Origin of the sequence: Bythopirellula goksoeyrii (assembly GCF_008065115.1) — a bacterium.
Taxonomy (GTDB): Bacteria; Planctomycetota; Planctomycetia; order Pirellulales; family Lacipirellulaceae; genus Bythopirellula; species Bythopirellula goksoeyrii.
The window spans coordinates 3169988-3194770 of sequence record NZ_CP042913.1 but is presented as its reverse complement, the minus strand read 5'-3'; the positions used below and the strand labels follow the sequence as shown (position 1 = coordinate 3194770).

The 24783-nt window shown below is 53.7% G+C and carries 23 protein-coding genes; 13 read left to right on the top strand and 10 right to left on the bottom strand.

What is annotated here, in order from left to right; translation table 11 throughout:
- Nucleotides 1-27 precede the first annotated feature (27 nt).
- Complete coding sequence (locus Pr1d_RS12730; protein ID WP_148073884.1) at nucleotides 28-492, top strand: tRNA (cytidine(34)-2'-O)-methyltransferase; 465 nt, start codon at nucleotides 28-30, stop codon at nucleotides 490-492.
- A 616-nt stretch (nucleotides 493-1108) separates the two neighbouring features.
- On the opposite strand, the gene Pr1d_RS12725 is transcribed toward Pr1d_RS12730, so the two are convergent.
- The 3 genes from Pr1d_RS12725 to Pr1d_RS12715 all read right to left on the bottom strand — a co-directional run bounded on the left by Pr1d_RS12725 (nucleotide 1109) and on the right by Pr1d_RS12715 (nucleotide 5194).
- Nucleotides 1109-2032, bottom strand: coding sequence for an SUMF1/EgtB/PvdO family nonheme iron enzyme (locus Pr1d_RS12725; RefSeq protein WP_148073883.1), 924 nt, complete (start codon nucleotides 2030-2032; stop codon nucleotides 1109-1111).
- Between the two features lie 479 nt (nucleotides 2033-2511).
- Complete coding sequence (locus tag Pr1d_RS12720) at nucleotides 2512-4092, bottom strand: IS110 family transposase (RefSeq protein WP_148073882.1); 1581 nt, start codon at nucleotides 4090-4092, stop codon at nucleotides 2512-2514.
- A gap of 121 nt (nucleotides 4093-4213) precedes the next feature.
- Nucleotides 4214-5194, bottom strand: coding sequence for a transposase (locus tag Pr1d_RS12715; RefSeq protein WP_148073881.1), 981 nt, complete (start codon nucleotides 5192-5194; stop codon nucleotides 4214-4216).
- A 1210-nt stretch (nucleotides 5195-6404) separates the two neighbouring features.
- Here Pr1d_RS12715 and murB point away from each other — a divergent pair.
- Both murB and Pr1d_RS12705 read left to right on the top strand, forming a co-directional pair.
- Nucleotides 6405-7283 (top strand): UDP-N-acetylmuramate dehydrogenase, encoded by an 879-nt coding sequence (gene murB, locus Pr1d_RS12710; RefSeq protein ID WP_148073880.1) that lies wholly within the window; start codon nucleotides 6405-6407, stop codon nucleotides 7281-7283.
- A 37-nt stretch (nucleotides 7284-7320) separates the two neighbouring features.
- Nucleotides 7321-8313, top strand: a complete 993-nt coding sequence (locus tag Pr1d_RS12705) for a cell division protein FtsQ/DivIB (RefSeq protein WP_148073879.1) — start codon at nucleotides 7321-7323, stop codon at nucleotides 8311-8313.
- 78 nt (nucleotides 8314-8391) lie between these two features.
- Here the strand turns inward: Pr1d_RS12705 and Pr1d_RS12700 are convergent, their stop codons facing one another.
- Nucleotides 8392-8628, bottom strand: coding sequence for a carbon storage regulator (locus Pr1d_RS12700; protein ID WP_315853135.1), 237 nt, complete (start codon nucleotides 8626-8628; stop codon nucleotides 8392-8394).
- A 223-nt stretch (nucleotides 8629-8851) separates the two neighbouring features.
- Between Pr1d_RS12700 and Pr1d_RS12695 the strand changes: the two genes are divergently transcribed.
- The 3 genes from Pr1d_RS12695 to Pr1d_RS12685 all read left to right on the top strand — a co-directional run bounded on the left by Pr1d_RS12695 (nucleotide 8852) and on the right by Pr1d_RS12685 (nucleotide 12005).
- Nucleotides 8852-9793, top strand: a complete 942-nt coding sequence (locus Pr1d_RS12695; protein ID WP_148073878.1) for a thiamine-phosphate kinase — start codon at nucleotides 8852-8854, stop codon at nucleotides 9791-9793.
- On the top strand, nucleotides 9790-10287 hold the full coding sequence (tsaE, locus tag Pr1d_RS12690; RefSeq protein ID WP_148073877.1) for a tRNA (adenosine(37)-N6)-threonylcarbamoyltransferase complex ATPase subunit type 1 TsaE: 498 nt from the start codon (nucleotides 9790-9792) through the stop codon (nucleotides 10285-10287). Before Pr1d_RS12695 ends, tsaE begins: the two co-directional genes overlap by 4 nt.
- Nucleotides 10288-10502: 215 nt before the next feature.
- Nucleotides 10503-12005 carry an MFS transporter gene (locus Pr1d_RS12685; RefSeq protein WP_148073876.1) on the top strand — a complete coding sequence of 501 codons (1503 nt, stop codon included), beginning with the start codon at nucleotides 10503-10505 and terminating at the stop codon, nucleotides 12003-12005.
- A gap of 12 nt (nucleotides 12006-12017) precedes the next feature.
- Here Pr1d_RS12685 and hslU read toward each other — a convergent pair whose 3' ends face one another.
- Both hslU and hslV read right to left on the bottom strand, forming a co-directional pair.
- Nucleotides 12018-13364: an ATP-dependent protease ATPase subunit HslU gene (gene hslU, locus Pr1d_RS12680; RefSeq protein WP_148073875.1), complete on the bottom strand. Its 1347-nt coding sequence runs from the start codon at nucleotides 13362-13364 to the stop codon at nucleotides 12018-12020.
- Nucleotides 13361-13894 (bottom strand): ATP-dependent protease subunit HslV, encoded by a 534-nt coding sequence (gene hslV / locus Pr1d_RS12675; protein ID WP_148073874.1) that lies wholly within the window; start codon nucleotides 13892-13894, stop codon nucleotides 13361-13363. Before hslV ends, hslU begins: the two co-directional genes overlap by 4 nt.
- A gap of 420 nt (nucleotides 13895-14314) precedes the next feature.
- Here hslV and Pr1d_RS12665 point away from each other — a divergent pair, with 420 nt between their 5' ends.
- Entirely contained in the window at nucleotides 14315-14878 is a 564-nt protein-coding gene (locus tag Pr1d_RS12665; RefSeq protein WP_238476697.1) for an isochorismatase family protein, read from the top strand.
- Nucleotides 14879-14885: 7 nt separating this feature from the next.
- On the opposite strand, the gene Pr1d_RS12660 is transcribed toward Pr1d_RS12665, so the two are convergent.
- On the bottom strand, nucleotides 14886-15710 hold the full coding sequence (locus tag Pr1d_RS12660) for a dimethylarginine dimethylaminohydrolase family protein (RefSeq protein WP_148073871.1): 825 nt from the start codon (nucleotides 15708-15710) through the stop codon (nucleotides 14886-14888).
- A gap of 42 nt (nucleotides 15711-15752) precedes the next feature.
- Nucleotides 15753-17012, bottom strand: a complete 1260-nt coding sequence (locus Pr1d_RS12655; protein ID WP_148073870.1) for an ornithine cyclodeaminase — start codon at nucleotides 17010-17012, stop codon at nucleotides 15753-15755.
- A 273-nt stretch (nucleotides 17013-17285) separates the two neighbouring features.
- On the opposite strand from Pr1d_RS12655, the gene Pr1d_RS12650 reads away from it, so the two are divergent.
- From Pr1d_RS12650 to Pr1d_RS12630, 5 genes are all read left to right on the top strand, one after another.
- The gene (locus Pr1d_RS12650; protein WP_148073869.1) at nucleotides 17286-18410 is read left to right on the top strand and encodes a hypothetical protein; all 1125 of its coding nucleotides are present in this window, start codon (nucleotides 17286-17288) and stop codon (nucleotides 18408-18410) included.
- Nucleotides 18411-18449: 39 nt separating this feature from the next.
- Complete coding sequence (gene ade, locus Pr1d_RS12645; RefSeq protein ID WP_148073868.1) at nucleotides 18450-20084, top strand: adenine deaminase; 1635 nt, start codon at nucleotides 18450-18452, stop codon at nucleotides 20082-20084.
- A 4-nt stretch (nucleotides 20085-20088) separates the two neighbouring features.
- Complete coding sequence (locus Pr1d_RS12640; RefSeq protein WP_148073867.1) at nucleotides 20089-20526, top strand: nucleoside deaminase; 438 nt, start codon at nucleotides 20089-20091, stop codon at nucleotides 20524-20526.
- Between the two features lie 84 nt (nucleotides 20527-20610).
- Nucleotides 20611-21660, top strand: a complete 1050-nt coding sequence (locus tag Pr1d_RS12635; protein ID WP_148073866.1) for a type II secretion system F family protein — start codon at nucleotides 20611-20613, stop codon at nucleotides 21658-21660.
- Between the two features lie 122 nt (nucleotides 21661-21782).
- Nucleotides 21783-22349, top strand: a complete 567-nt coding sequence (locus Pr1d_RS12630) for a nucleotidyl transferase AbiEii/AbiGii toxin family protein (RefSeq protein WP_148073865.1) — start codon at nucleotides 21783-21785, stop codon at nucleotides 22347-22349.
- A gap of 10 nt (nucleotides 22350-22359) precedes the next feature.
- Here the strand turns inward: Pr1d_RS12630 and Pr1d_RS12625 are convergent, their stop codons facing one another.
- A complete protein-coding gene (locus Pr1d_RS12625; protein WP_148073864.1) occupies nucleotides 22360-23478 on the bottom strand; it encodes a WD40/YVTN/BNR-like repeat-containing protein in 1119 nt (372 codons plus the stop codon).
- A 75-nt stretch (nucleotides 23479-23553) separates the two neighbouring features.
- On the bottom strand, nucleotides 23554-23823 hold the full coding sequence (locus Pr1d_RS12620; protein ID WP_148073863.1) for a ubiquitin family protein: 270 nt from the start codon (nucleotides 23821-23823) through the stop codon (nucleotides 23554-23556).
- 103 nt (nucleotides 23824-23926) lie between these two features.
- Between Pr1d_RS12620 and Pr1d_RS12615 the strand changes: the two genes are divergently transcribed.
- On the top strand, nucleotides 23927-24772 hold the full coding sequence (locus tag Pr1d_RS12615) for a hypothetical protein (protein ID WP_148073862.1): 846 nt from the start codon (nucleotides 23927-23929) through the stop codon (nucleotides 24770-24772).
- The last annotated feature ends 11 nt before the right edge of the window (nucleotides 24773-24783 follow it).

Sequence of the window (24783 nt, the reverse complement as noted above, 5' to 3'; positions counted from 1 at the left end):
CAATAACTTTTTTTCAGAGTTTAGTCGGTGTCCTACGAACCCAGATTTCACGTCGTCCTCCACCAGCCTGAAATACCCTATAATACTGGTAGCGTGGGACGGACCTGTGTCGCTGTCGCGGCAAAACTCTGGTTGGTGAGGCCCTTGGGCTTTCGAATCGACGACTACTATCTGAGACGGGCTGGACTTGATTACTGGCAGCACCTCGAGTGGGAGGTCGTCGACGATTGGCCGCAACTCGTCGCCAACATCCCGGAATCCCGCCATTGGTATTTCAGCAAGAAAGCCACTCACAGCTACACTGAAGTGCAATATCAGCAAGGAGACGCTTTGGTGTTCGGCTGCGAGTCCCAAGGCCTCCCGGAGGAGTGGATCCACGGAAAGTCAGATCGCTGCCTGAGAATCCCCACCCGTCCCGAAGTACGCAGCCTCAATCTCTCCAACGCCGCCGCAGTTGCCAGCTACGAGGCCCTCCGCCAGTGGGAAGCTTAGCCCTCTACTCGTTCCCAAGCTCCGCATGGTAACCCACCGAATTCGAGGCTCCGCCTCTCTCTCCCAAACTCGTCTCCATGCTCCGCATGGCGACGCCTCTCCCACCGTCCTGCGGTACTTCCCCGCAATGCAGGTTACTCAAGTAGGAAAAGTAAATGGTGATTCTGCACACTGCGGTTAAAGAAGAATGGTCCCTGATATTGTAGCATGCCTCTGGCGAGTCGTATTTTTTGATTTCCCATTGTTTTCCAGTTAGAAATCTGCAACGAATCCGACTCCCCCCATTGTAGCACGTGTCTCCGACGCGTAATTCCTTGTTACACCCTTGCTGTGAGTCACAACGATACGATTCGGAGTGCCAAGCATCACTAAGAAATCACGACTCAGCAGAGGCGTGCTACAATCAGATCCCGACCCTCAAACAAACCGCTACACAGTTTGCCCAGTCACATTCGGAGATAGGAACCCATAAGAAAGAGAACCGAACGCAATCGCCAGTTATCGGACGGTTTTATCTAGCGGCGGTCGATAAAACCGCTGTACTTGTCGGGTCCGCGACAAAGCACCATTGGGAGCGAGGAAGCGGGCGGGTCGGGAAAAAGCCAGGACGAGAAAATTAATTACGCCTTCTCCACACCAACAATCCTCCTGCTGCCAAAGCCCCCATCACCAACGTACTCGGCTCAGGGATACTTGCAACACGGAAACCACGAGATGAGGATTCGCTAGCCGGGGATGATCTTTGCAGAGTTGATGCTTCTAACCTAAGGAAATCATTGATCCAAGCCCCTCCTTTCCGCATACGGGCAAACGATGGCGAAGTATTTGCAAGGCCAAACTCATTTTCCAGCCATTCGTAAACATTTCCACCTTGGCCCATTGTGCCATAAACACTTAGTCCTCCCGCTTGCGTGATGTCAGCAGGACCTATCGATAAGTTTTGAAAGAACACGGCAGTTCCTTCGGTGGTGCCCCTAGCAACGGGAATGGGCGGAGTATCGCTGCCCGTAGCGTAGTCGTAGTAAACTTCGCCCTTGGGATCGTAGTAGGCCGCTTTGTGCCACTCATCCACACTCGGCAGAAAGTATCTGGCATTTCGGTTGCGGAATAGATTATTGGGGTCGTAACCTACGTCACCAACTGCCCAGAGTTGCTGATTGCCATTTGCATCGAACTTGTAGGCAGGCGTGTTGCCGGTGCTCGTGTTCAGCCAGTTGACGAAGCGGGCAGCATCAAACCAACTAATCGATGTCGCTGGTTTATTTGACCCGCGATCGTCATGTGTGAGGCCAAGGCCACCTAGGGCGTTGGCCTTGTTTATCATCTCCTCAGAGATTTCGAACTTTCCGATGCGATAGATGTGGTTCACCATACCAGATAGTCTTGGAAAGCCAGTGATATCACCGGGATTTCCAGGATCACCGATTGTGACAAACTCAATAACGAATTCATTTGCTCCACTTCCGAAGGAATCGGCGTGCAAAGAGATTGCGAAGCAGAAGGATAGCGATAGAAAAGTCGAAGCTGTGGTAATCTTCATTAGACCTTCCTGTGCGACTGGGTCAGAAGAGCAACCCTCAGTATAAGCGGCCCATTTACCTTTTCCAGCAGCAAATTGCACTCCCAAAGTACCGATATGAGTCACTCCTCAGCCGTTTCGAGAGAATCCACACCCGATCGTTACCGATGGGATCGGCCGCTAGATACGGCAAAGGCTAGGACGCGTCGGTGACTGCCATGGGGATTTCAAGTCCTGATTAAAAAGTTCTCTGAGTGCGAACGATTTACGCACCACGCTAAGCGTGGTTTTTTTTGAACGTTCTGGAGGAATCGATCCGTCGACCGGTCCGGTGAGGATCCTCTCTGTCGTGTTCGTGATCATGTTTCGCCAAACAGGTAATCCATAAGAGGGTCGGCCCCAAACTGCCTTATCAGGCGGTAATGATCCAACAGAGCGCCATGCACCGCTGAGGCAGGGTTGCCGTCGTGCCAAGAGGCGGTGTGGATCCTCACGCTCGTTCAGGACCGATCCCCGTTTTTGTGTTCTTTTGTTGTTCTGAGCTCCAAGCGGGCCAGGACTGCCGGGAGTAACTCACCAATTGCGACTCCCCCTTTGCGACGGGCTGTATTCTCTTCGAGTACCTTGGCAACGAGTTGCTGTTCGTGCCCACACGTATTGTAGGGCAACTGCTCGACCGTTGTCTGGAGGTCCACTAACACGCGATCCAGGGAAGTTTGATGCAGGTAATGAAACTCTCGCAACTTCTCCAGAATTGAATCGGGCTTGCGAAAGCAAGGATGTCGCATCGGCTGGTCTCCCGCTACACAGGCGAGTGCCAAACGACTAAATCGCTTGGCAATCTTCACCCGGCAGGCCCTGGTATCCACGCCGCGCGTTTGATCCATGTCAGCTTGGCCACGGTAGTAAGCGCAGTGGCAGGCCAGGTTGTCTGCGATCCGCATCAGCACGCACCTGAGCCGGCGATTGGCCTGGCGGATGATCGGTCCACTGTCATGATCGGTTTGATCGCTTTGGTGGCGTGAAGGGTAAAGCCCTGCCCGGCCGGTGATTGCATTGGCGTTGGCATACCGCGTCATCGGCCCCATCTCTCCTGCCAACTCGGCCGCTGAGACGACATTGATGCCAGGAATTGCCAACAAGCGAATATATGGAGTTTGTACCAGGTCGTGGGCCAGTTCTCGCTCCAAGACAGCGATTTGCCTGTGATAATGCTGATAAAGCTCATACAGATCGGTCCAGATCGCATGGTGCAGGGGGCCATCTTGGATGGGGTCGTTTGCCGCCTGGGCCGCCCAGGCGAGTACTTTGTCAATGGTGCGAACTTGATGGCGGATGTTCTTCTTCCGCAGATGCTTGCTGAGACCCGCCTGACCGAGTTGGAGCAGTTTGGCCGGTGAGTCGCATCGGCTGGCAATCGCCAGTGGCGCCTGGCGTTCCACCAGGCGATCGAACAGACTGGCAAAGCCGGGCATTGCCAGATGCAAGTGATCACGAATCTGGCAGGCAATCCCTGCTCCCTTCTCGACGAGGTTGCGGCGATGCCGCTCCCGGAGTTGGAGTTCTCGATAAGGGGATTCCAGCTCGTACTCGCAGAGTCCAAAGCCGGCCACGGCCGCGCGGTGTTGGGCATGCAGATCTGTTTTATCTGTCTTGTTGCCCGGATTGGCAGGAACCCGATATTGCTTCGTCGCAAACGGATGGACGACACGCGTTTCGAATCCGGCCCTGGCAAAGGCCCGTTTGGGAGGGAGGTGGTAGTTTCCCGTGCGTTCCACGACCACGATCGTGTCTTGGATGTCATGCTCTGCCTGGGCCTGCTGGATCCGTGCCACCGCCGCTTGAAAGAACGGTCCTTGATGCTCCAACGTTTGCGGCTGGATGAGTACGTTCCCATAATAGTCGGCCATCATCCACTCGCTGCGGTGTTTGGCTGGATCGATACACACGATAGCGAATTTTTCCCCTCCCACTTTCTGAACGCGAGGGCTGATCACGCCATTGGGTTTTTGCAAGGACGGATTCTTACGCGGGTTCAACTTGCGACTGGTACGCTTCCTGGTACTAACTGAGTAAGGCATCGGGATTCTCCTCAATAGGGGGGTGGAAGGTGTAACTCCATCCCAATAGCATTCCAGATTGCCGAAGTTCTCCAGAAGAGTAATTCTCTGAGATCAAACCATCATACCTGAGATCAAACCATCATACCCGTGCTAAACCGCTGTACTTAGCCGTGGCTTCCGTCAGGAGAGAAAAACGGGGCAGAACGGCTCTGTAGAAAACCTCAACAAGCACAAGAATCATGATGTTGTGGGTGAGTGCGATCAATCTTAGGTCTCGACATTGGCTCCAATATTTGTGCCCACGTACGTGGGATCCCTGCCTTCTCTTGATCATCGACATCACGGTCTCGACTTGCACCCGATTTCGATAGATTTCTCGATCAAAGCGGGTTTGCATTAAGCGACGGTAGTGACCTCTGGCTGGCTTTTTAGTCGGCCTGCCATGCTTGGGAGGGATGACCGTACGGATGCCGTGTCCATCGCGGGCGAATTGGTGATTGGGCTCCGAATCGTAACCGGCGTCGGCAGTCATCAGAGAGAGCCGCACTCGTTTCAAGGCATCAGCAACTAGCGGACGGAACTCGTCTATGTCAGGTCGTGGTCCGCGACCAGCTTGGAATGCCAGGATGAAGTGATTGCTGGTGTCACAAACAATGCCCAACTTGGGATAGTTGTGATAAACCACGGTTTTCCAGGGACTTTCGACTTTTTTGCGACGGCGAACGAAGTAGGCGCTTGCTGTTCCGCATTGCAATCCAGTGGAATCAATCGCCGCCGAACTTACCCGCTTCCGTCGCCCCATTTGTTGTCGGACGGTGGCGTCCATCAGACGTTTGGCTTTGTCAGCCGCCAAGAGTCGACGCGACGCCTTTTGAAGTGTCGTAAAGTGAGGAATCCTGGTTAATTCTAGTAACTCCACCAGATTCGAATGATCGACTAAATGGTCAACCACGCCTCGATAGTCGGTCTTAAGGAAGTTCTTCAGAACAAGGCAGGCAAACAGCTGATGCTGGGTGAATGTCTTGGGGCTACAAATGTGAGAATAGGCAGGCAGCCCACGACGCGCAGTAGCAAGCGCGGCCAACACGACTTGAATCGGAGACTTACTGGTAACTGACATGCACTCTATACGAGTGCCGCCTGCGTCAATGTTTAGCTAGCACGGGATGTTTTCTACAGAGCCGGGCAGAACTGTTTTTGAAAAATAGTTCTTCCGCGTTTTCTTCCCAGGTTGCCGTCGGTATCTTCATCTTGCAATCGCATGGCAATCGCGTCCACAAAATCCGAATGACACATGCGGCATCCATAGATGGCACAAAAACCGTTGTGGAATTTCTTCCTGGCAGTTTTATAATGGAGCGTGCGATCCGTGATAGGAACTCGCCACCGCCCGCAAGGTCTTGCGGGTTTGCTCTGGCTAGGACTGCGCGCTGAACGAGTTTGGCGATTTGGACGAGCAAGTAGCGGCTAGTTCGGTGGAGTTGTGTTTACAAAACCCCGCCGCGCGGCAGGCAACATGATTCGTGTAAGTCTTGATCGGCCAACGAGTTGAAGCCCAACGAACCGGAGCAACGAGAGGGGGTTTTGTTTTGTGAAAAAAGATTGCGACAGAATGTGTGGTGCCAAGAGACCACCTTCGGTGCGCAGGACCGAGATAGAATCGTGAACTTTACACTGCACGCGCAACTAAGGAATGACGAATTTCCAATGCCCAATGAACATGAGCGTCACCCATGTCCTGACCCAAAATCGCTACCACGCCACGTTAGTTCCTCCCGCATATTAACTCAAAGTGAAAAGCAAAACTACGGAAACCACGGATAGCACGGATTTCTCGGATAGAGCAAGTCCCACGAAAACGGGACGAAATTCATTCGATTGTTCAAAATCACACCCACCATCTGCTCAAACCTACTCGATGAATAAATGTACGGTTTCGTCTCAACTTATCCGTGAAATTCGTGCAATCCGTGGTTCTCCTTTTCAGTTTGAGATATCTATAAGTGTAGACGGGACCTGTAGGCACCCTCGAAGAACTTGCTTGGCTCACTCCCAAGCCCGGAACCACTAACTTCCCCATCGAGCGGGGCGATTTCCCACCCCTTGAGCAGATTCGGCAAGTTCCGACAAAAATTTCGCCTCGTTTTGGCACTTGTTTTACCTGATCGGCTCCAAATTGGTCAGGTTTTATGCCAAACCTGTCGAATTGCCGAAGATAGTAGGAGAGTTCCGAGCCGATCGGGATTTCTTGGCAGGTCCGCCTGGAACGAATTGACGAACAGCGGCAAATAAGTCACCATAAAGCCAGCTTTTTTAAGGTTTAATCTGCAATGACACTGGTAAGTGGTTTCGAAAAAATCGTCCGTACGAGTGAGCCGATTGCTCACCGTACCTGGCTCAAGATTGGTGGACCCGCGGCTTTTTTTGCCGAACCGAGCTCGGTCGACCAATTGGCAGCCCTCGTGCGCCGTTGCCGCGAGGAGGAAGTCCCCATCCGCATACTTGGGGGCGGTTCCAATATCTTGGTCCGAGATGACGGCGTTCCCGGCATGGTGCTCAGTCTCGCCAAGGGCGACTTTGCCGAGCTAAGTATCCGCGGCAACCAGCTGACCGCAGGTGGCGGGGCGAAGTTGGCCCATGCAATTAGCGAATCGGTACGTGCTGGACTGGCCGGTTTGGAGCCCCTGGTAGGCATTCCTGGATCGATAGGGGGTGCCCTGCACGGAAACTCTGGCAGTCGTGCGGGAGATATTGGTCAGTGGGCGTGTCGGGCGACCGTGATGACGCGTGCTGGAGAACTCTTTCAACGAGATCGCGAAGATTTAGTCTTCGCCTACCGCCAGAGCAGCTTGGACGAGTTGGTAATTCTCAGTGCTGATTTTCTGCTCGAAGAGGATGATCCGGAACAACTCACCAAACGAATGCAAAAGCAGTGGATCGTCAAGAAAGCAGGCCAACCGCTATCGCATCAGAACGTGGCTTCCGTGTTTAAGAATCCGCGAGGGATGAGTGCCGGTATGTTGATCGACCAGGCGGGCCTCAAAGGAACCCGAGTGGGTGCCGTCGAAGTGAGCCAGCGCCATGCAAACTTTATCGTCGCCGGAGAAGAGGCCACAAGCCAGGATGTGCTGCGCCTCATCGACACGATCCGCAGCCGAGTTGCCGAACGGCTTGGCGTCGAGTTGGAGACTGAACTGGAAATCTGGTGAGTTCTACACCAGCGACCGAGCGCAAGGAGGTGTTCGAGTGGCCACTGTCAGGAAAAAAAGAAAAGCTGCCAATCCAGCCGATGCTACGGCTTCCCGATCCCCTTTGGTTCGAGTCAAGACGCTCTTCGTGTCCCGGTTACGGGTCGTAATTGCTCTGTTGGTTGTGGGTCTCATGGGATGGGGAATGACCAAAGTCTGGCAGCAAGTTGCGCCATCAATCATTCATCGCCCGCCATATTTGCTCAGCGCGGAACGGATCACGGCGACTCCTCCCCCCGAATGGATCGCTGCCGATGTCTGTTCCGAAGTAGTACACAATACCGGCCTGAACGGGCGCCTCTCGACCCTGGACGATTCGTTCATGAGTGTCGTGGAAGATGCCTTTGTCTTGCATCCATGGATCGCTTCGGTTGTAAAAATAAGAAAACTCTATCCCGATGGGGTTCATGTCGAAGTCACCTACCGTAAACCGGTTGCCGTCGTGGAGATGTCGAGTCCGCAAGGAATGCTGCTGGTTCCGGTAGATCAGCAGGCGGTCCATCTTCCTAGCAAAGATGTACCTGAATTATACAAACGGTATTTGCCCCGCATCCAAAACGTAGTGGAGCGTCCCCCCGTCGGACAGCGCTGGGACGATCTGAGAGTGACCGGCGCCGCGGATCTAGCTATGCGTCTGTCGGATGTTTGGGAACAACTCTCACTCGTCGACATCCTCCCTTCAACACGGCCTGAAATCCTGGATGAGCATCGCTACTATGTCTATGACTTGATGACGCGCGGTGGAACGCGAGTCGTGTGGGGTGCGGCGCCGGCCCAAGCGCCACCAGGGGAAGATGACTTCACTGCAAAACTTGAGCGGTTACGATCCTGCGTTGCCGATATCGGTCCCCTCGACTCAGTACATAGTCCCGAGGTTGTCGATGTGCGCAATCAACTCTCGGTCACACCTCGAACGGTCAGGAAGGAGGTAGAACCAAGAACGGTGAAGAAAGAATCTCCTGCTACGGAAGAAACACCGGTCGTAAAATGACCAACGACTAGAATCGAATGCCCAAGAATGGGAACGAGACTTAGTGTTCTATGGAGAATTGAGCAATGAGATTAAGGTTTAAGACTCGCTATCCCCTGCCAGCTGGCGGGCATTTTCAATAGCCAATTGCTCAGCCTGCTGTAGTTGAATCGCGAGTTCTTCGCGCACCACCGGTAGCTCTTTCGGAGCTTCGATGCCGATGCGAACTCCGCCGCTGCCGACCTTGATCACCGTGACGGCAATTTCGTCGCCGATCAAAATCCGTTCGCCAACTTTTCGGGAAACGACCAACACGCGCGCTGAATTCCCTTTCACTTGCTCCTTCTCAGCAGTTGCAAAGGAGAACGTTTCGCTGAGAATAGGAGGAGGTTGCGAAATCTAACTGGCGTTTCGCTCGCCCCGATATGCGTCACGTTAATACCGCCCTCGGCTGTTTGCAAGCAGTTGAAAGTAAGGTTGGCTGATAATCTGACAGGAAACCTGCAAAACATTGTTGATTTAGGTAGTTTGCGTGCTTTGGAAGCGAGGTAGGTATCCCATGTCCTTAGAAGCGGATCTTTTTGACTGGTTGGAGGAAAACCTGCCGGCTGGCCTCTGCTGTGAGATAGGACTGGGGGACGACGCTGCTGTACTAAAGCCAACCAAGACACCACTCGTGGTGACCACCGACTTACTCACCGATGGCGTCGATTTTCTCATCGATGAAGTGGACCCAAAGTTGGTCGGGCACAAGGCATTGGGAGTCAATCTAAGCGACCTGGCAGCGATGGCTGCCAAGCCGATTGCCGCATTTGTGTCCATAGTCTTGCCGCGAGCCGGGACGAAAAACAACTCGCCGCTGGAATTGGCAATCGAATTGTATCGTGGAATGTTGCCGCTTGCTGAGAAACATGGCGTGACCATTGCCGGTGGTGACACCAATACCTGGGAGGGCGATCTGGCAATCAGCATCACGGCAATTGGAGAGGCGACCTCCCAAGGACCTCTTGCTCGCTCAGGCGCTCAGATAGGCGACAAGTTACTCGTTACTGGCTGTTTAGGAGGCAGCATCTTAGGAAGACATCTGCAAGTGGAGCCGCGTGTGGAGGAAGCCCTGCTGCTCCATGATCAGTACGAACTCCACGCGGGCATCGACATCTCCGACGGACTAACGCTAGATGCCTCTCGCCTCGCAACTGCCAGTGGTTGTGGCATTGTGTTTGATATAGATCAGATTCCGATTTCACTCGCCGCCAATCAGATGAGTAAGACCTCAGGTAAGTCGCCTTTAGAGCATGCGCTTGGCGACGGCGAGGATTTTGAACTCTTGTTGGCCGTTCCGCCTGCTGAGGCCTCAAAGCTGCTTGCTACTCAGCCCATTGCTGTGCCGATAAGTTGCATCGGGGAGTTTGTTGACAACCCTGGTTTGTGGAAGGCACAATCTGATGGAACGTACACAACTCTTAATCCCCTCGGTTTCCAACACGAGGCCAACAATTGACCGAATTTCGCTTTCTCGCACAAAGTGAAGCAGACACCGAGCGATTAGCCCAGCAGCTTGCCGAAGTGTTGCCGTCCGGTTGTGTCGTTGCGCTGATAGGGACCCTAGGCGCCGGCAAGACACGCCTGGTCCAGGCAGTAGCCGCGGGGATGGGTGTTCCACCTGATGCGGTCACCAGCCCCACCTTCGTACTCGTAAACGAATACCTCGGTGGTCGAGTCCCCATCTACCACTTCGATACCTACCGACTACGCGACGAAGACGAGTTCCTGGAACTTGGCGTCGAGGAATACTTTGAGGGTAATGGAATCACCTTCGTCGAATGGGCAGACCGGTTTGAAAGTTGTTTACCTGCGGAGAGGTTGAATGTACAGATCGAAGTCTTGGGGGAAAACGAGCGGGAATTCGTCGTCTCGGCGAAATCACCAAATCAAGAAATGATGGTTCATGTCCTCAGAAACCGGTTGTCTGACAAGCAGGAAGAGCTTAATTGATTACTTGCGGAATCGAAGAGAATTTCCTGCGAGATTTCACGAAGGTCTTCCCGTGGAAAAGCTCGGCAGGTAAGATTGCCAGCCAATCATTGCCTAGGGAGCCAATCCTGTTTTTCTCCTTATGGCCAGGATTATGACAATACTCGCCTATCTGAAGATGGCCGAGCTTATCAGTATTCAATGAACGACCAATTCTGACTTATCTGGGAGAATTCATGGCCGAGAATCGCGGGAAATTACTGTTGGCAGGCTTCTTGGCGATTGCCACTGCTGGTATGGGGTTTGGCGTACGGGGAGCCTTACTGCAACCGTGGTCCGAGCAATATGGATTTACCTTCACCGAATTGGGCGAGATCACCGGGGGTGGGTTGCTAGGCTTTGGTCTAGTGATTCTGATCGCCGGATTCTTGCTTGATGCACTTGGTTATCGATTGCTGATGATCTTGGCGGTCGCTTGCCAGGTGGTGTCAGCCGTGATGCTTTTCTTTGCCACTCCCGTATTCGAGTCGGCTGGCAAAGACGCAACCTATCAAGTGCTATTCTGGTCGGCATTCATCTTCGCTGTGGGCAATGGCATTGCTGAAGCCGTAATCAATCCGCTTACCTCTGCCATTTATCCGGAACGCAAGACGCATTACTTAAATATTTTGCATGCCGGATGGCCAGGAGGTTTGGTTTTAGGTGGATTAATCGGCTTATTGGTTGGAAGCATCCAGTGGGAGATTCTCCTCGCCTTGTACTTGATCCCCGCTGTGATCTATGGATACATCGCTTTGGTTGAGAGGTTCCCCCAGACAGCAGCGCAGCAAGGCACGATCTCTTATGCTGGCATGCTTAGGGATTGTCTTGTGCCGTTCTTCTTCTTCATGATCGTCGTGCAGGCCATGGTCGGATATGTCGAATTAGGCACCGACAGCTGGATCGCGAAAATTACTGGCAGCATTTTGGATGATCCCAAAAAGGGAATCATGCTGTTCATCTACACCTCTTGTTTGATGTTCGTCTTGAGGTTCTTTGCTGGTCCGATCGTGCATCGCATCTCCTCCCTGGGATTGCTGTTCGTCAGTGCATGTATCGGAACTTTGGGGCTCTATCTGATCAGTGATGCAGAAGGAATTCTGTTGATGGTCATTGCTGTTACCGTCTACGCAGTGGGTAAAACCTTTCTTTGGCCAACCATGCTGGGGGTCATCGGCGAGCAGTTTCCTCGCAGTGCTACTCTCGCCATGGCACTCATTGGGTGCGCTGGGATGACTTCGGCTGGTCTGCTTGGTGGTCCGGGGATTGGATACAAGCAGGACCGCTTTGCCTCGCAAGAGCTGGAAGAGACCTCAACCCAAGCTTTCCTACGCTATCAAGCCGAAGGGAAGCAAGGGTTCCTGTTCTTCAAGCCTATTCAGGGTCTCGACGGCCAGAAGGTTGGTGTGATTGCTGATCAAGGCGCTCGGCTGGAACACGACAAGCAAATCGCAATCGAGCAGGGAGAGTGGGATACCGATAAATTCGCTCAACTACGCAGCTTGGATGCCTGGTGGCAAGACGCTAAACAATATTCCGACCAGGACGGTCCAGCAGTGGCTGAAGCAGGCTTAATGGGTAGTCGCATGGCCATTCGTTTCACGGCACTTATCCCAGCTGCCATGGCTGTTTGCTATCTGCTTATGATCCTCGGTTTTAAAGCCAAGGGAGGATACAAACACGCAGCAGAGGAAGAATAAGCAAATTCACGACTAAAGAATGTACTTGCTCTGGTCTTCGTCCTGCACGATTTCGTCGAGTCGTTCACGGACGTAGCCGGCGTTGATTTCAACTCGACCCATTTTCATGTCGGGGGCCTCAAAGCTCAGTTCTTCAAGCAGTCGTTCCATGATCGTGTGCAAGCGACGGGCACCAATGTTTTGAGTCGTTTGATTCACTTGGTAGGCGTAGCTGGCCAGCGATTCGATCGCGTCGTCGAGGAAATCAACTTCGACTCCTTCTGTCTTCATCAGGGCAACGTACTGTTTGGTAAGTGCGTTGTGTGGCTCCGAAAGTATTCGCACAAAATCATCCTTTGACAGTGCTTCAAGTTCTACGCGGATCGGAAAACGGCCTTGAAGCTCTGGCATCAGCTCACTCGGTTTGGCCGTGTGGAAAGCACCAGCCGCCACGAAAAGTACGTGATCGGTGCGCACATAGCCATAGCGGGTCTGCACGGTCGTTCCCTCGACGATAGGAAGCAGATCTCGCTGCACTCCTTGCCGCGAAACGTCGGCACCACGCCCCCCCTCGCTCGCTACTACTTTGTCGATTTCATCGACAAAGATAATCCCCGTGTTCTCAGCAAGTTCCACGGCCTTGGCGTTGACCTTATCCTGGTTGATGAGTGCTTCGCATTCCTGGTCGAAGAGTACCTTGCGAGCTTCAGCAACGGTCATCTCACGACGTACGACATTCTTGGGCAGGATTTTCTCTAGCATGCCCTGCATGTCAAAATCCATGGTATCGCCACCCGGGCCACCCATACCTGGGATCATCATCGCTTGAGTACGTTGCTCGATGGAAATCTCGACGTTGCGATTCTCTAGTTCGCCGCCGACTAGCATCGCCCGCATTTTCTCACGGCTACGCTCATACCGCTCCGGCGAATCATCCGTACCAACACCCACATCGAAGGAAGAGGGAGCAGGAACGAGTAGTTCCAGCAGCCGGTCGGTCACACGCCGCTTGGCCTCTTCCTCGACATTGGCCAATTCGCTTTCCCGCACCAGTCCAATAGCATTTTCTACCAACTCGCGGACCATGCTTTCCACATCGCGGCCGTAATAGCCTACTTCGGTGTACTTGCTGGCTTCGACCTTGATAAAGGGAGCACCGGTGAGATTTGCCAACCGTCGGGCGATTTCAGTCTTACCAACACCAGTAGGGCCGATCATCAGAATATTCTTCGGTGCAACCTCTTTTCGCATATTCTCGTCGAGTTGCTGTCGGCGCCAGCGGTTACGAATCGCTACGGCGACGGCCCGTTTGGCATCGGCCTGGCCGACGATGTGACGATCTAGATGTTCGACGATTTCGCGGGGAGTGAGACTCTTCACTTGATCTCTTCGATAACGATGTTTTGATTGGTATACACGCAGATATCTCCGGCAATTTCGAGGCTCTGCTTGACGATCTCGGCCGCGGAAAGGGAAGTCTGCTTCACGAGCGCACGCGCGGCGGCAAGGGCATAGTTCCCACCCGAGCCAATGCCGATGATACCGTCGCTAGGTTGAATAACGTCTCCCGTACCGGAAACCAACAGCGAATGTTCGGCGTTTACCACGGCCACGAGTGCTTCGAGCCGCCTGAGGGCTCGGTCCATGCGCCAGTCTTTAGCGAGTTCAGTACAGGCCCGTGGCAAATTCGCCGGATGATCCTTGAGTTTGGCTTCCAAACGCTCCATCAAGGCAAAGGCATCAGCTGCCGCCCCTGCAAATCCCACGAGTACTTTGTCATTCATTAGACGGCGAAGCTTGACTGCGTCGCCTTTCACCACGGTCTGACCCATAGTGACCTGTCCATCGCCCCCAATAGCCACTTGGCCGTTGTGTCGAACTGTGAGAATCGTGGTAGAGCGGGTCTTCATGGCGGGCTACAATGGGGAGCGATTGGTGGTGAGTCCGCTCATTTTCGCTTAGAAGTTTGCCGCTGGCTAGGGGGCACCTGCAATCAAGAAGAACGTCATCGAGTTGGCAATTTTTTTGGCTTACAAAGCCATTTCTTCTGATTCGCCGCGCGACAGCATTTTGTACAGACAAAGTTCGGCTCCCCCACGATCCACGCTAGTAACTCGAAATGCTCTCGGATTTGATCTTTCGACCAATCGCACAGTTCTTTCGTGGGCTCAGACTTATTACTCATCGACTTCACTGCTAGATTGGCACAAGTGGGGCATCTGGTGACTATTGTACCCAGCACCTATCATAAAGTCTCACAAAAACATTTTTCTACCAACCTTCCCTACTTAACTTCCAACCTCCTCGCAATGTCACGCAGTCCAGAACTAATGAATCCCAATGACACAGGGCTCCTGGTGGTCGACGTCCAAGATCGTCTGGTCGCCGTGCAACCTGATGAACAGCGCATTGTATGGAACATCCGCCGCTTGCTAGATGGCGCCAAAATCCTGGGCGTGCGCGCCGCGGCAACCGAACAATACCCCGAAAAGCTGGGTCCCACCTCAGCAATTCTCGCCGAGCGACTCGATACTCCCGTGGTCAGCAAACTCGCATTCAGTTGTGCAGATTGCGAAGCGATTTTCGATACATGGCGTGCCGCTGGCATCCATCGTGTGCTTGTCGTAGGAATTGAAACACACGTTTGCGTGCAGCAAACGGTTCTCGATCTGCTTGCCGCCGGGATGCAAGTGATCGTGGCCGCTGACGCAGTTGGAGCACGGCATGCGATTGATCACGACATCGCCTTGCGCCGAATGGAAACTTCCGGTGCACTGCTAACAACGACCGAAGCGGCGCTGTTTGAATGGTGCGGCGTGGCAGGGACGCCGGAGTTCAAGCAGATTAGTGCGCTGGTAAAGGAAGTGATGAGCGAAGGAAACTCCAACGCGTAGCTCCATTTTACCCCTTCCATCCTGCTGCTTCCTCACCATCGAGACGTAGCGTCAGACACTTCGCACTCCCTCCCGCTTTGACGAATTCACTCAGCGGTGTCTCAATTGGGTCAAAACCGATAGATCTCAGCATCGCATGCAATTCAGGGCATCCTATGTTTGTGACCACCGTTTTCCCCACCACGACCGCGTTGCAGGCGAAACTTTTTGCTTCGTCCTCCTCGACGGAGTGCAGTTTGGGAATTGACTCGGCAAGGACACGCTGGCCGTAGTCGTCGAATGCAGCAGGGAGATAGATGGCCTCGTCGGGGGCAAGGGGGCAGAAGCACGTGTCGAGGTGGTAATAGTAGGGATCAACAAGCTCCAGAGGTAGAACGCGGACTCCAAGCATTTCGCCTATCTGTTGATGACCGCTGGCGTCGCTGCGTTGGCGGTAGCCAGCATAGAGCGTGTCGCCGCAGAAGAGCGCATCTCCGGCACCCTCGAAAGAAAAGTCTGCCGGCGGCTCGTCGACTTGCCAGCTATGGGCTTCCAGCCAACGACGGAAATGAGGCTCTTCTCCCTGACGTTGCTCGTGCTTGAACCTTGCCAATACGGCCCGCTTGCCGAAGACGATGGCCGAGTTGGCAGTGAATACCAGGTCGGGGAGTCCCGCGACAGGTTGCACATCAGAAATCATTGCCCCCGCGTCGAGCAAGATTTGCCGTAGCGCTTGCCACTGATGGTTGGCAAGCCCGTGATCCGCCTGCCGTTCGGTACTCATCCAGGGATTGATTTCGTACTCGATGCCGTAATGAACGGGCGGGCACATTAGAATGTGAGGTTTATTCATGTAAGTTTCTCGGGGCGCTTACACTTACGGCTCGCCTGGGAATCATTCGAGACGTTTGACTTCTTCGACCAGGGCTCGCAGGAAGGGTTCGACGTCGGTCACCAAGCCCACAGTCTGAAAGCTGCCCCGGTCGTTGAGTTTAATCACCGTAGAGGGGTTGATATCGACGCAGACTACTTTCACACTTGCCGGCAGCAGGTTGCCAACTGCAATAGAGTGCAGCGTGGTGGCGATCATCAGGCAGAAATTCACATCGCGAATGCTTTCTCGCATGAGACGCTGGTTTTCGATGGCGTCGGTGATCACATCGGGCAGCGGGCCGTCGTCACGGATGCTTCCAGAGAGGATGAAATCGACATCGTTCTTCACGCATTCGTACATGATGCCGGATCGTATCACTCCTTGCCCGACGGCCGCATGGATGGAGCCTATGCGTCGAATTCGATTGATTGCCCTTAGATGGTGCTCATGCCCCGCGTCAGCGAGGCTCCCCTCGTGCAAGTTGACCCCCAGGCTCGTGCCGAACAAGGACTGCTCGATATCGTGGGTAGCCAGAGCGTTTCCTGCAAATAGTTTGTGGATGTATCCCCCTCGAATGAGTTCGCAAATCAGGTTGCCGCTCCCGGTGTGGACAATGGCCGGGCCTCCTACCAGCAGCGACTTCCCCCTCCCCTGGCGATTCTCGAAAAGCATCTGAGCAATCTGCCGGATGACTACCCCTTTGGGTTTCTCGGTCGAGACGGCACTGTTCATGAAGGCAAAGGCGTGATCTTGATTGGCCCGCTCGAGCGGAAAGACTCGTACCCCTGCATGCCCCACGACAATCGGCATACCGACTTCCACATCAGACATGGCAATGCATCTCGCAGCAGAGGTTTGCAGATTAACGGTAATGCCGCAGTCCATTTCCTGTTCGGTCACGGCGTACCATTTGCCGTCGAGGCGAATTTCGGTCTCTTGATTCGTAGTGCTGTAAAATCCTTCGGGAAAAGCCCCGGCGATATCCGCATCGACTACGCAGCAATCACTTCCGGCAGTGGGGACTGCTCCATGATCTGCAATCTGGGCAAGGATTTCTTGCAGTTGTTCTTCAGTCTCTGCTCGAACTTCGACCAGAGCAAAACTCGGATCGATTCGTTCTTGGCCAATACTGATGTTCTTGATCCGAAACGAGCCACCGCCTGTCGTAATGCAATCCAACACTTTGGGCAAAATAAGACTATCAATGATATGGCCACGAACTTCGACGTCTTCGACGGGACCGTGCTCGGCAGGGTTGCCAGAGGTAGTTCGCTCTTCCATGGTGTCACTCGATTTGCGTGGTTCAGAATGGCTAGCAGACTAGCTATAAAGTCTATCCCCACTGCAAATTCTAGGGGAGCCCAAGTCGCGTCGTGGTGTAGAGACTTGCAGCCTGTATTTGTAGTGCATGTCCGCCAAGATGGCTGTCCCACGACTGCATCTTCGCGCACTCACGATTTAACCGTATATTGCACTTCCAAGGAGAATCGCTTCCAGCACTAAATTCCCAAGAGAAATGCGATCTCCACAACCTCCTTAATGCGACAGAGACATATGAGTGAAGAAAACGAAGAAAAATCCACTTGGGACGAACTAGTAGGCGAGCTTGGTGTGAATGTCACCGATGATGCCTTGGAGCGTCGTCAGCCCCCCCCCAAGGAACTTCCTACCCGCCGTCGCGAACAGGTTGAGGAGGTTGAGGCGACCCCCAGCGACTGGGAAGGGTTAGCTTCCTCGCTTGGGATCGATGTGCCACCCGTTGCTGAAGAACCACCGGTCAAAAAACCTACCGCCAGTCGCACCGAGAAACCTGCTCCAGCTGTGCCACGCGCCGAACTTAAGCCGCGTGACGAAGAACCCAAGATCGAGATTGAAGTCGAATCCGTACGCGTCGACTCCTCCGAGTTCGTAGAGCAAACCGACGATTCAGAAGACGAAGCCAATGAGGCGCCAACTATTTCCGGTGAAGCCGCCCGCAGTGCCTTCGATGCCTTGTTCGCAGCTGACGCAGCCTCTTGGGGGAGTGCTTTTGTCTCCGCGCGCACGAACGTCGAGTCCTCCTTTCTGTTTACTGAAGGGGAGGAGGCTGTCTTTGCGGAAGACATTAGCGACAAATCCGCCGATGATGATGAAGATGATGAAGACGAAGGCGAGCAAAAGAAAGGACGACGTCGGCGGCGGCGAGGCGGCAGAGGCCGTGGACGCGGAGGTGTTAAGACCGGGACAAGCTCTGAAGAAGAAAACAAGGATGGTGCAGAAGGCGACGAAACTTCGGAAACTGTCAGCGAGGAATCATCCGATTCAGAAACCACTAAAGATGAGGCCGCACCTGAAAAGCGTCGACGTCGGAGGCGATCCCGAGGTCGTGGCCGCTCGAAGGACGATAAGGAATTGACGCCTGAAGAAGAAGATTCTCGAATCAAACAGCGTCTAGCGTCCCAGCTTGGTGAGGATGATGACGATGACGATGATGATCTGGATGATGAGTTGTTGGACGACGATGGCTCCCCCTCGGCAACGGGAAGCCGTCCCAGCCACCGCAATCTGCCCACTTGGGATGAGGCTATTGGCGTAATCGTGGATACGAATCTGTCTCAGCGCAGCAAGCAACCAGCAAGGCAAAGTTCTGGTTCATCGAGAGGTCGCGGTCGCGGTGGTCGTCGGCATAAGAAATCTTGAACCAAGTCAAACTGACACCGCCTCCCAAGGAAATAGGTCATGAACACTGGCAGTGTCGTTGGAAACGTTGTCGATATATCTGGTCGTAGCACTTTCCCGGCAAAGATCGCTATTTCCGACGGACGAATCACTGCGATTGAACCGAGCGAAAGTAGCCCTTCGACTTATCTGCTGCCAGGATTCATCGACGCCCACGTGCATGTCGAGAGTTCCATGCTCGTGCCGAGCGAGTTTGCGCGGGCTGCTGTTATTCATGGCACGGTAGCGACGGTAAGCGACCCTCACGAGATCGGCAACGTATTGGGCGTGTCGGGCGTCGAATACATGCTCGACAACGCAGCGAATTCACCGTTCAAGTTCTACTTCGGTGCCCCCTCCTGCGTACCAGCCACCACATTCGAAACAGCCGGAGCGGCAATATCCGTTGCCGAAGTGGAGAAACTGCTAGCCGATTCACGGATTGTATACTTGAGCGAGATGATGAATTTCCCTGGCGTCTTACACGGAGACCCAGAGTGCCTAGCAAAAATTGCCGCGGCAAAAGCAGCCGGCAAACCCGTCGATGGACATGCCCCAGGCCTGCGTGGTGAAGAAGCCGCCCGCTACATCGCCGCGGGAATTACGACCGATCACGAATGTTTCACCAAGGAAGAAGCTCTCGACAAGCTCGCCGCAGGCTGCAAGATCTCTATTCGCGAGGGATCGGCGGCGCGCAACTTTGCGGCACTTTATACGCTACTAAGCGAATTCCCCCAACACACGATGCTCTGCAGCGATGACAAGCATCCCGATGAATTAGAGCACGGCCATATCAACCTGCTTGTACGTCGAGCCGTGGAACACGGGATCGACGTCTTCGATGCCTTGCAGGCGGCATGTCTCAACCCGATCGAGCATTATCAACTCAACGTGGGCCAGCTTCGAGTTGGCGATCCGGCCGATTTCATCGAAGTCGATTCGCTGAGTAAGTTCAATGTACTCCGCACTTGGATCGATGGCCAATTGGTCGCTGAGAAGGGCGCAACCTCTATCCCACGTGTTGAACCCAAAGTGGTGAATCAATTCGTTTCAACCACGATCGAATCGGCAGCTTTGTCAGTGCCGGCCGAAGGTGAAAGTTTGAAGGTAATCGAGGCCCTCGATGGACAATTGATTACCAACTCCCTTCAGCATCCGCCCAAAGTGGAAAACGGACAGGTTGTCAGTGACACCGGTCGTGACATCCTCAAGCTTGTGGTCGTAAACCGCTATGAAGCTGCAACCCCGGCTATTGCCTTTATAAGCAACTTTGGACTTAAACGTGGAGCGATGGCATCGAGCGTAGCCCATGATTCGCACAATGTGATTGCAGTCGGCACCAACGACGACGATCTGGCCGCTGCAATCAACGCCGTTATGGAGGCGGGAGGCGGCTTGTCTGCTGTTTGCAAGCCAGAAGATCTACGACTTGTCCTGCCTCTGCCCGTCGCAGGCCTCATGGCAACTGGAACCTGTGTGGAAGTTGCTGCCGCATACAAGAAGCTCGATCAGGCAGTAAAATCCTGGGGCTCTCCATTGCGGGCTCCCTACATGACACTTTCTTTCATGGCTCTGTTGGTAATTCCGTCGTTGAAACTGAGCGACCGAGGTTTATTCGATGGAAGCCGTTTTGAATTCACACCTTTATTGAGTTAGCAAAATGGACCCTTTTCTCCAGGCAGCCATTGAAGAAGCCCGTGCAGGACTGGCTGAGGGTGGCATCCCTATCGGCTCAGTATTGGTACTTGGAGACAAGATAATTGGCCGAGGGCACAACCGTCGCGTACAAAAGGGAAGCGCGATTCTTCACGCTGAGATGGATTGCTTGGAGAACGCTGGGCGGCTCACAGCTAATGACTATCGACAGAGTACGCTCTATTCTACACTGTCTCCCTGTGATATGTGCAGTGGCACGGCCCTGTTGTATGGCATTCCCCGAATCGTAATCGGCGAAAACCGCACATTTCAAGGGCCTGAAGAATACGTCCGCTCTCGGGGCGTGGAATTGACTCTCGTTGATGACCCAACGTGCGTAGAATTGATGAAGCAGTTCATCGCCGCCCACCCGGAACTCTGGAACGAAGACATTGGGAAGTAGTCAGTTGCCATTGGTCCGTTGTCAGTGGTGTGAGTATTGAGTCTTCTACGACCGACAAAGGACCACTGACCAACCACCATTTTTATGTTCTTCTCAAAACGCATCTCCCTGAAGCCCCTTGTCCAACTCTGTCACCGCTTGGCGACAGCGACCAACGCGGGCATTCAAGACCGCAAAATCTGGACCGACGAAGCAAGACGGGGCTCTGCCGCCCAACGCCAGATCGCTGAGACAATTCGCAATGAATTGGCCCTGGGCAACTCGGTTACTGAAGCGATCCAAAAGACAGGCGATTTCTTCCCACCGATGTTTCGCAAGATGATCGAAGTGGGCGAAGTCAGCGGCCGCCTCGGCGAACTCTATAAACGGCTTGGCCAGCACTACGAACGCGTTCTGACAGCTCGCCGGGCGTTTTGGCAACGCCTCGTCTGGCCATTCTTTCAATTGGGAATTGCCCTGCTGACGATCGGAATCTTAATTTATGTCATGGGCATTTTACCGGGCAATTCCACCTCGGGAGGTTCCCGCATCGACATCCTCGGATTTGGGCTGATTGGCACGCCGGGCTTGATCAAATACTTGATCATTTTGCTTTTCATCGCCATTGTGATTTTGCTGATAGTTCAATCCGTCCTCCGCGGGGCGAGCTGGGCACGAAAGCTGCAGAGACTCGCACTGCAAGTTCCTGTACTCGGGGATGCCTTCAAGACGCTTGCTCTGGCAAAGTTCACCTGGGCTTTGCAGTTAGTGCTAGATACGCCGATGGACCTTCGCAAAGCTTTGCCGCTGGCACTCCGTGCCACGGGCAATGACTACTATAGCGAACATAGCCAGGAAATCGTGCACCGCATTGAGCAGGGGCAAAGCATTACACATTCTCTTGCATCCACCGGCGTATTCCCCAGCGAACTGCTCGACAATATTGCCGTCGGAGAAGAAAGTGGCCGCTTAGTAGAAACCATGCAACGGCAAGCCGCCGAATATGAGGAACGCTCCGGTTCGGCAATAGCCCTCTTAGCCCAATTCGCCGGCTACGTCATTTGGGCACTCGTGGCTGTGTTCATCATAGTGATGATTTTTCGGTTATTTTCGTTTTATGTGGGTGTGATCAACGATGCGTCGCAGCCTATATAGTAAAATTGAAGTAGACGAATCAACTTTATTAAGAGCGGACACTTCACACGATGCCCCTGTCAACCGAATTACTTGCCGAACAACTGCAAATAGCCGACGCCTTGTTAGTCGGGAGGCAAAACATGTTTGAGCCCCAAGATCTGCCTGGCCGATACGGTCGGGTTGTAAAGGCCCTCGATCAGGCCCTCATTGCCTGCCAGTGTGAAGCAGTCGTCGGAGGAGGATGGGCCGTATGGCGTCACGGCTATCTTGGTCGCGTGACGCAAGATATTGATATTGCTCTGCCGAGCAATCGCATTGATGACTTTCTACATACGGCAGCGGTCAGCGGATTCGATGTACTCAATACACCCACCGGGAATTGGCCGAAACTGCTCCATCGAGAAACAGGTATCGAAGTCGATATTCTCCCCGAAGGAGGACGCCCCGGCACCGCCAAGCACCCCGCCCCCACCACGATTTCTCATCCTCAGGTCATGGGAGCAACTCCGGGAATGCTTACATACATTTCATTGCCGGCACTAATCGAACTTAAACTTGCCGCCGGTCGCCTACGCGACGAAGCCGATGTGGTGGAGTTGATCCGCGAAAATCCGGACTCTGTTGAGGAAATCGCTGCGCATCTGGCCGCTGTCCATCCAGATTACGGGCGTCGGTTTGCTGAACTTGTAGAACGAAGTGAAGAGTGAACCGGGCGCCTCACTCAACAAACCGAACGGCGTACACTGGCGGCAAGTGGGTAGAAACGGCCTGCCACGACTCGCCGCTGTCTTCCGATACCCAAACGTTGCCCGTCGTACTCCCCATGGCGAGCAGGTTGCCCGTTTGATCGATATCAAGTGCATGACGTAGGACAATATCGTAAGCGTCCTCGGTAGGAAGTCCCTCTGAAATCTGGCGGAAGTTCTTCCCTCCATCGGTGGTTTTGGTAACAACGAAATTTGCATCTTTCGGTACGCGCATTTCGTCCTTCACACCGGGCACGAACCACGCCGTACCTGGCTCATGAGGATGCACAGCAACCGCAAAGCCGAAAACGGCGGGTTCTACATCGGTAATTTCTTCCCAATTCTGGCTGTTGTCAGTTGAGTGAAAGATGCCGTTGTGGTGCTGGATCCACAGATGATCGAAATCGCTTGGACAGGCGACCATACGATGGGGGTCTTGCGCGTTCGGGTCGTACGCCTGATCGGGGGGCATGTACTCGGCACGAAGTCCATTGCTGCAGCATTCCCAAGTCGAGCCACCATCTCGCGTTCTCCAAACACCGCCGCAGGAAATCGCCACCAGCACATGCTGCGGATCGTTCGGATCGACCTCAATCGAATGAATCCCCGGATCGTCTTTGCCGCCACCGAACCAACTCATCCGCTCTTCGCGATTCCACAGCCCCTCGACCAACTGCCAACTATCACCGGCGTCGTCGCTGCGAAACAATCCCCCCGGAATCGTGCCACACCATAAGGTTCCGTCCCCCGTGTTGGCAGCTTCCAAAGCCCAGATTTCTGAGAGCGCTGCCGGCTTCATTTTCGGCGTCTCGGACTCGCTTGCCATCCGCTCGGGTAGCGTCGCACCCTCAGGAAACACCGGCGCAGCCACCTCAGTCCACGTAACACCTCGATCACTGCTGCGATGCAGATGCGCACCAAAGTGTCCCAGGTTCAGCGCGGCATACCAATTCCCATCCCGAGGATCAGCCAGTGACATGCTCAGCGGAGAACCAAGAAACGACACATTGACAGTTTCCCACTGCCCTGTCGACGAACGCCCAAGCGTAAACAACCCCTTCCGGGTAGAAACGTGAATCGTGCCAGTCATCAGATATATCTATCGCCTCAAGTTTGGTCGATCAAAACATTCCGCAATCCACACTCCACATTTCGCATTTTTCCCTCATCCCCCGGAAAGCGCCTGCATTACATACACTTCAGATGCTTCCGTTACAGGATCAGTCAAATTCACGCGATCTTCGACCATCTTACCATCGACGAAAAGCATGATATGCCTCCGCAGGCGTCCATGCTCGTCCATCACATAGCTTCGCAGCTGTTCTCTACCCTCAAAGGCATTTTCGAGTGCCATGGCTACATCCTTTGCCGCGACAACGACCGGTTCGCTGTTGACGAACGCCTGCAAGTGACTGGTAAAATGGACAGTGGCCATAGAACTCGATTATTGCTGGACGCAACGCCGTTGAAAAGATACTCCTTACTGTCATTTCGAGGTACTCCGAGAAATCTGGCCAGATCCCTCGGAGTACCTCGGGATGACAATTTCCGCTCGGCATGCCATGCCTACCAACATAAACATTTCCGGCCCTCTCAAGCGTTTGGCTAGTGGATTGCTATCGCGACAAGCGGTGTGGGCATATTGGATATTCAATCTTGCCCTACTTGTCGGGCTGATAATCTGGGTTGGACTGGATGGCAGGTTTTCTCAAGCGGCTCGCCTGCTCGCCCTAGTGGATCCCAAGGGAGCGTCGAACCTAGATATAACTCAGCTACCTCATACTCATTATCTGAGTTCTAGAATTCAGCTACTACACTTGACCATAATCGCTGGGTTCGTATCAGCAGGGTGCATAGTCATAGCACTTTTCTTCGGCGCGCACTCCAACCGTAGACTGCGATCTTGGTTTGCAGTCATGGTTGCGCTGGCAGCCTGGCTGACATTTTATGAAACATGGCCAGATCTCGCGTGGCGCGCGCAAGCGCTGAGGGTAGCTCCAAGCTTGCCTGCGATGGAAAAGGTCGCCCAATCGCTGCTCAAGAACTGGCCCAACCAGGATGGAGTTCTCCCAGATGTCGGCCCGTTCAACGCTTACCCTATTGGCAAGCCACGCACCCTGATGATGTTAAAAAGATCCAATCCGCTCCACGTTTCCTCCATCGAACGTGGAACTGAGAATGATCTCTATTTCCAACTTACAGGCAATAACGAAGGAGCCACATTGGCTAGGTTGCCGCAGGAAACTGAGCCTCTTGCCTATTACAGTGGCTTGGAAGGTAGATATGAGCCTTTTCGTTTTCAAGCTTTGGGACAGAATTGGTTCTTGGTAGAGTTCTTATATGCCCCCATAGTTGATGGCCTTAACCAACGCTCTCTACGTTGAGCAAAAGATTA

Bases quoted from the DNA above. Each gene is read 5' to 3' on its own strand.
- Pr1d_RS12725 (WP_148073883.1), bottom strand. From the start codon at position 2,032: ATGAAGATTACCACAGCTTCGACTTTTCTATCGCTATCCTTCTGCTTC.
- Pr1d_RS12720 (WP_148073882.1), bottom strand. From the start codon at position 4,092: ATGCCTTACTCAGTTAGTACCAGGAAGCGTACCAGTCGCAAGTTGAAC.
- Pr1d_RS12715 (WP_148073881.1), bottom strand. From the start codon at position 5,194: ATGTCAGTTACCAGTAAGTCTCCGATTCAAGTCGTGTTGGCCGCGCTT.
- murB (WP_148073880.1), top strand. From the start codon at position 6,405: ATGACACTGGTAAGTGGTTTCGAAAAAATCGTCCGTACGAGTGAGCCG.
- Pr1d_RS12695 (WP_148073878.1), top strand. From the start codon at position 8,852: ATGTCCTTAGAAGCGGATCTTTTTGACTGGTTGGAGGAAAACCTGCCG.
- Pr1d_RS12685 (WP_148073876.1), top strand. From the start codon at position 10,503: ATGGCCGAGAATCGCGGGAAATTACTGTTGGCAGGCTTCTTGGCGATT.
- hslV (WP_148073874.1), bottom strand. From the start codon at position 13,894: ATGAAGACCCGCTCTACCACGATTCTCACAGTTCGACACAACGGCCAA.
- Pr1d_RS12665 (WP_238476697.1), top strand. From the start codon at position 14,315: ATGAATCCCAATGACACAGGGCTCCTGGTGGTCGACGTCCAAGATCGT.
- Pr1d_RS12660 (WP_148073871.1), bottom strand. From the start codon at position 15,710: ATGAATAAACCTCACATTCTAATGTGCCCGCCCGTTCATTACGGCATC.
- Pr1d_RS12655 (WP_148073870.1), bottom strand. From the start codon at position 17,012: ATGGAAGAGCGAACTACCTCTGGCAACCCTGCCGAGCACGGTCCCGTC.
- Pr1d_RS12650 (WP_148073869.1), top strand. From the start codon at position 17,286: ATGAGTGAAGAAAACGAAGAAAAATCCACTTGGGACGAACTAGTAGGC.
- ade (WP_148073868.1), top strand. From the start codon at position 18,450: ATGAACACTGGCAGTGTCGTTGGAAACGTTGTCGATATATCTGGTCGT.
- Pr1d_RS12640 (WP_148073867.1), top strand. From the start codon at position 20,089: ATGGACCCTTTTCTCCAGGCAGCCATTGAAGAAGCCCGTGCAGGACTG.
- Pr1d_RS12635 (WP_148073866.1), top strand. From the start codon at position 20,611: ATGTTCTTCTCAAAACGCATCTCCCTGAAGCCCCTTGTCCAACTCTGT.
- Pr1d_RS12630 (WP_148073865.1), top strand. From the start codon at position 21,783: ATGTTTGAGCCCCAAGATCTGCCTGGCCGATACGGTCGGGTTGTAAAG.
- Pr1d_RS12625 (WP_148073864.1), bottom strand. From the start codon at position 23,478: ATGACTGGCACGATTCACGTTTCTACCCGGAAGGGGTTGTTTACGCTT.
- Pr1d_RS12620 (WP_148073863.1), bottom strand. From the start codon at position 23,823: ATGGCCACTGTCCATTTTACCAGTCACTTGCAGGCGTTCGTCAACAGC.
- Pr1d_RS12615 (WP_148073862.1), top strand. From the start codon at position 23,927: ATGACAATTTCCGCTCGGCATGCCATGCCTACCAACATAAACATTTCC.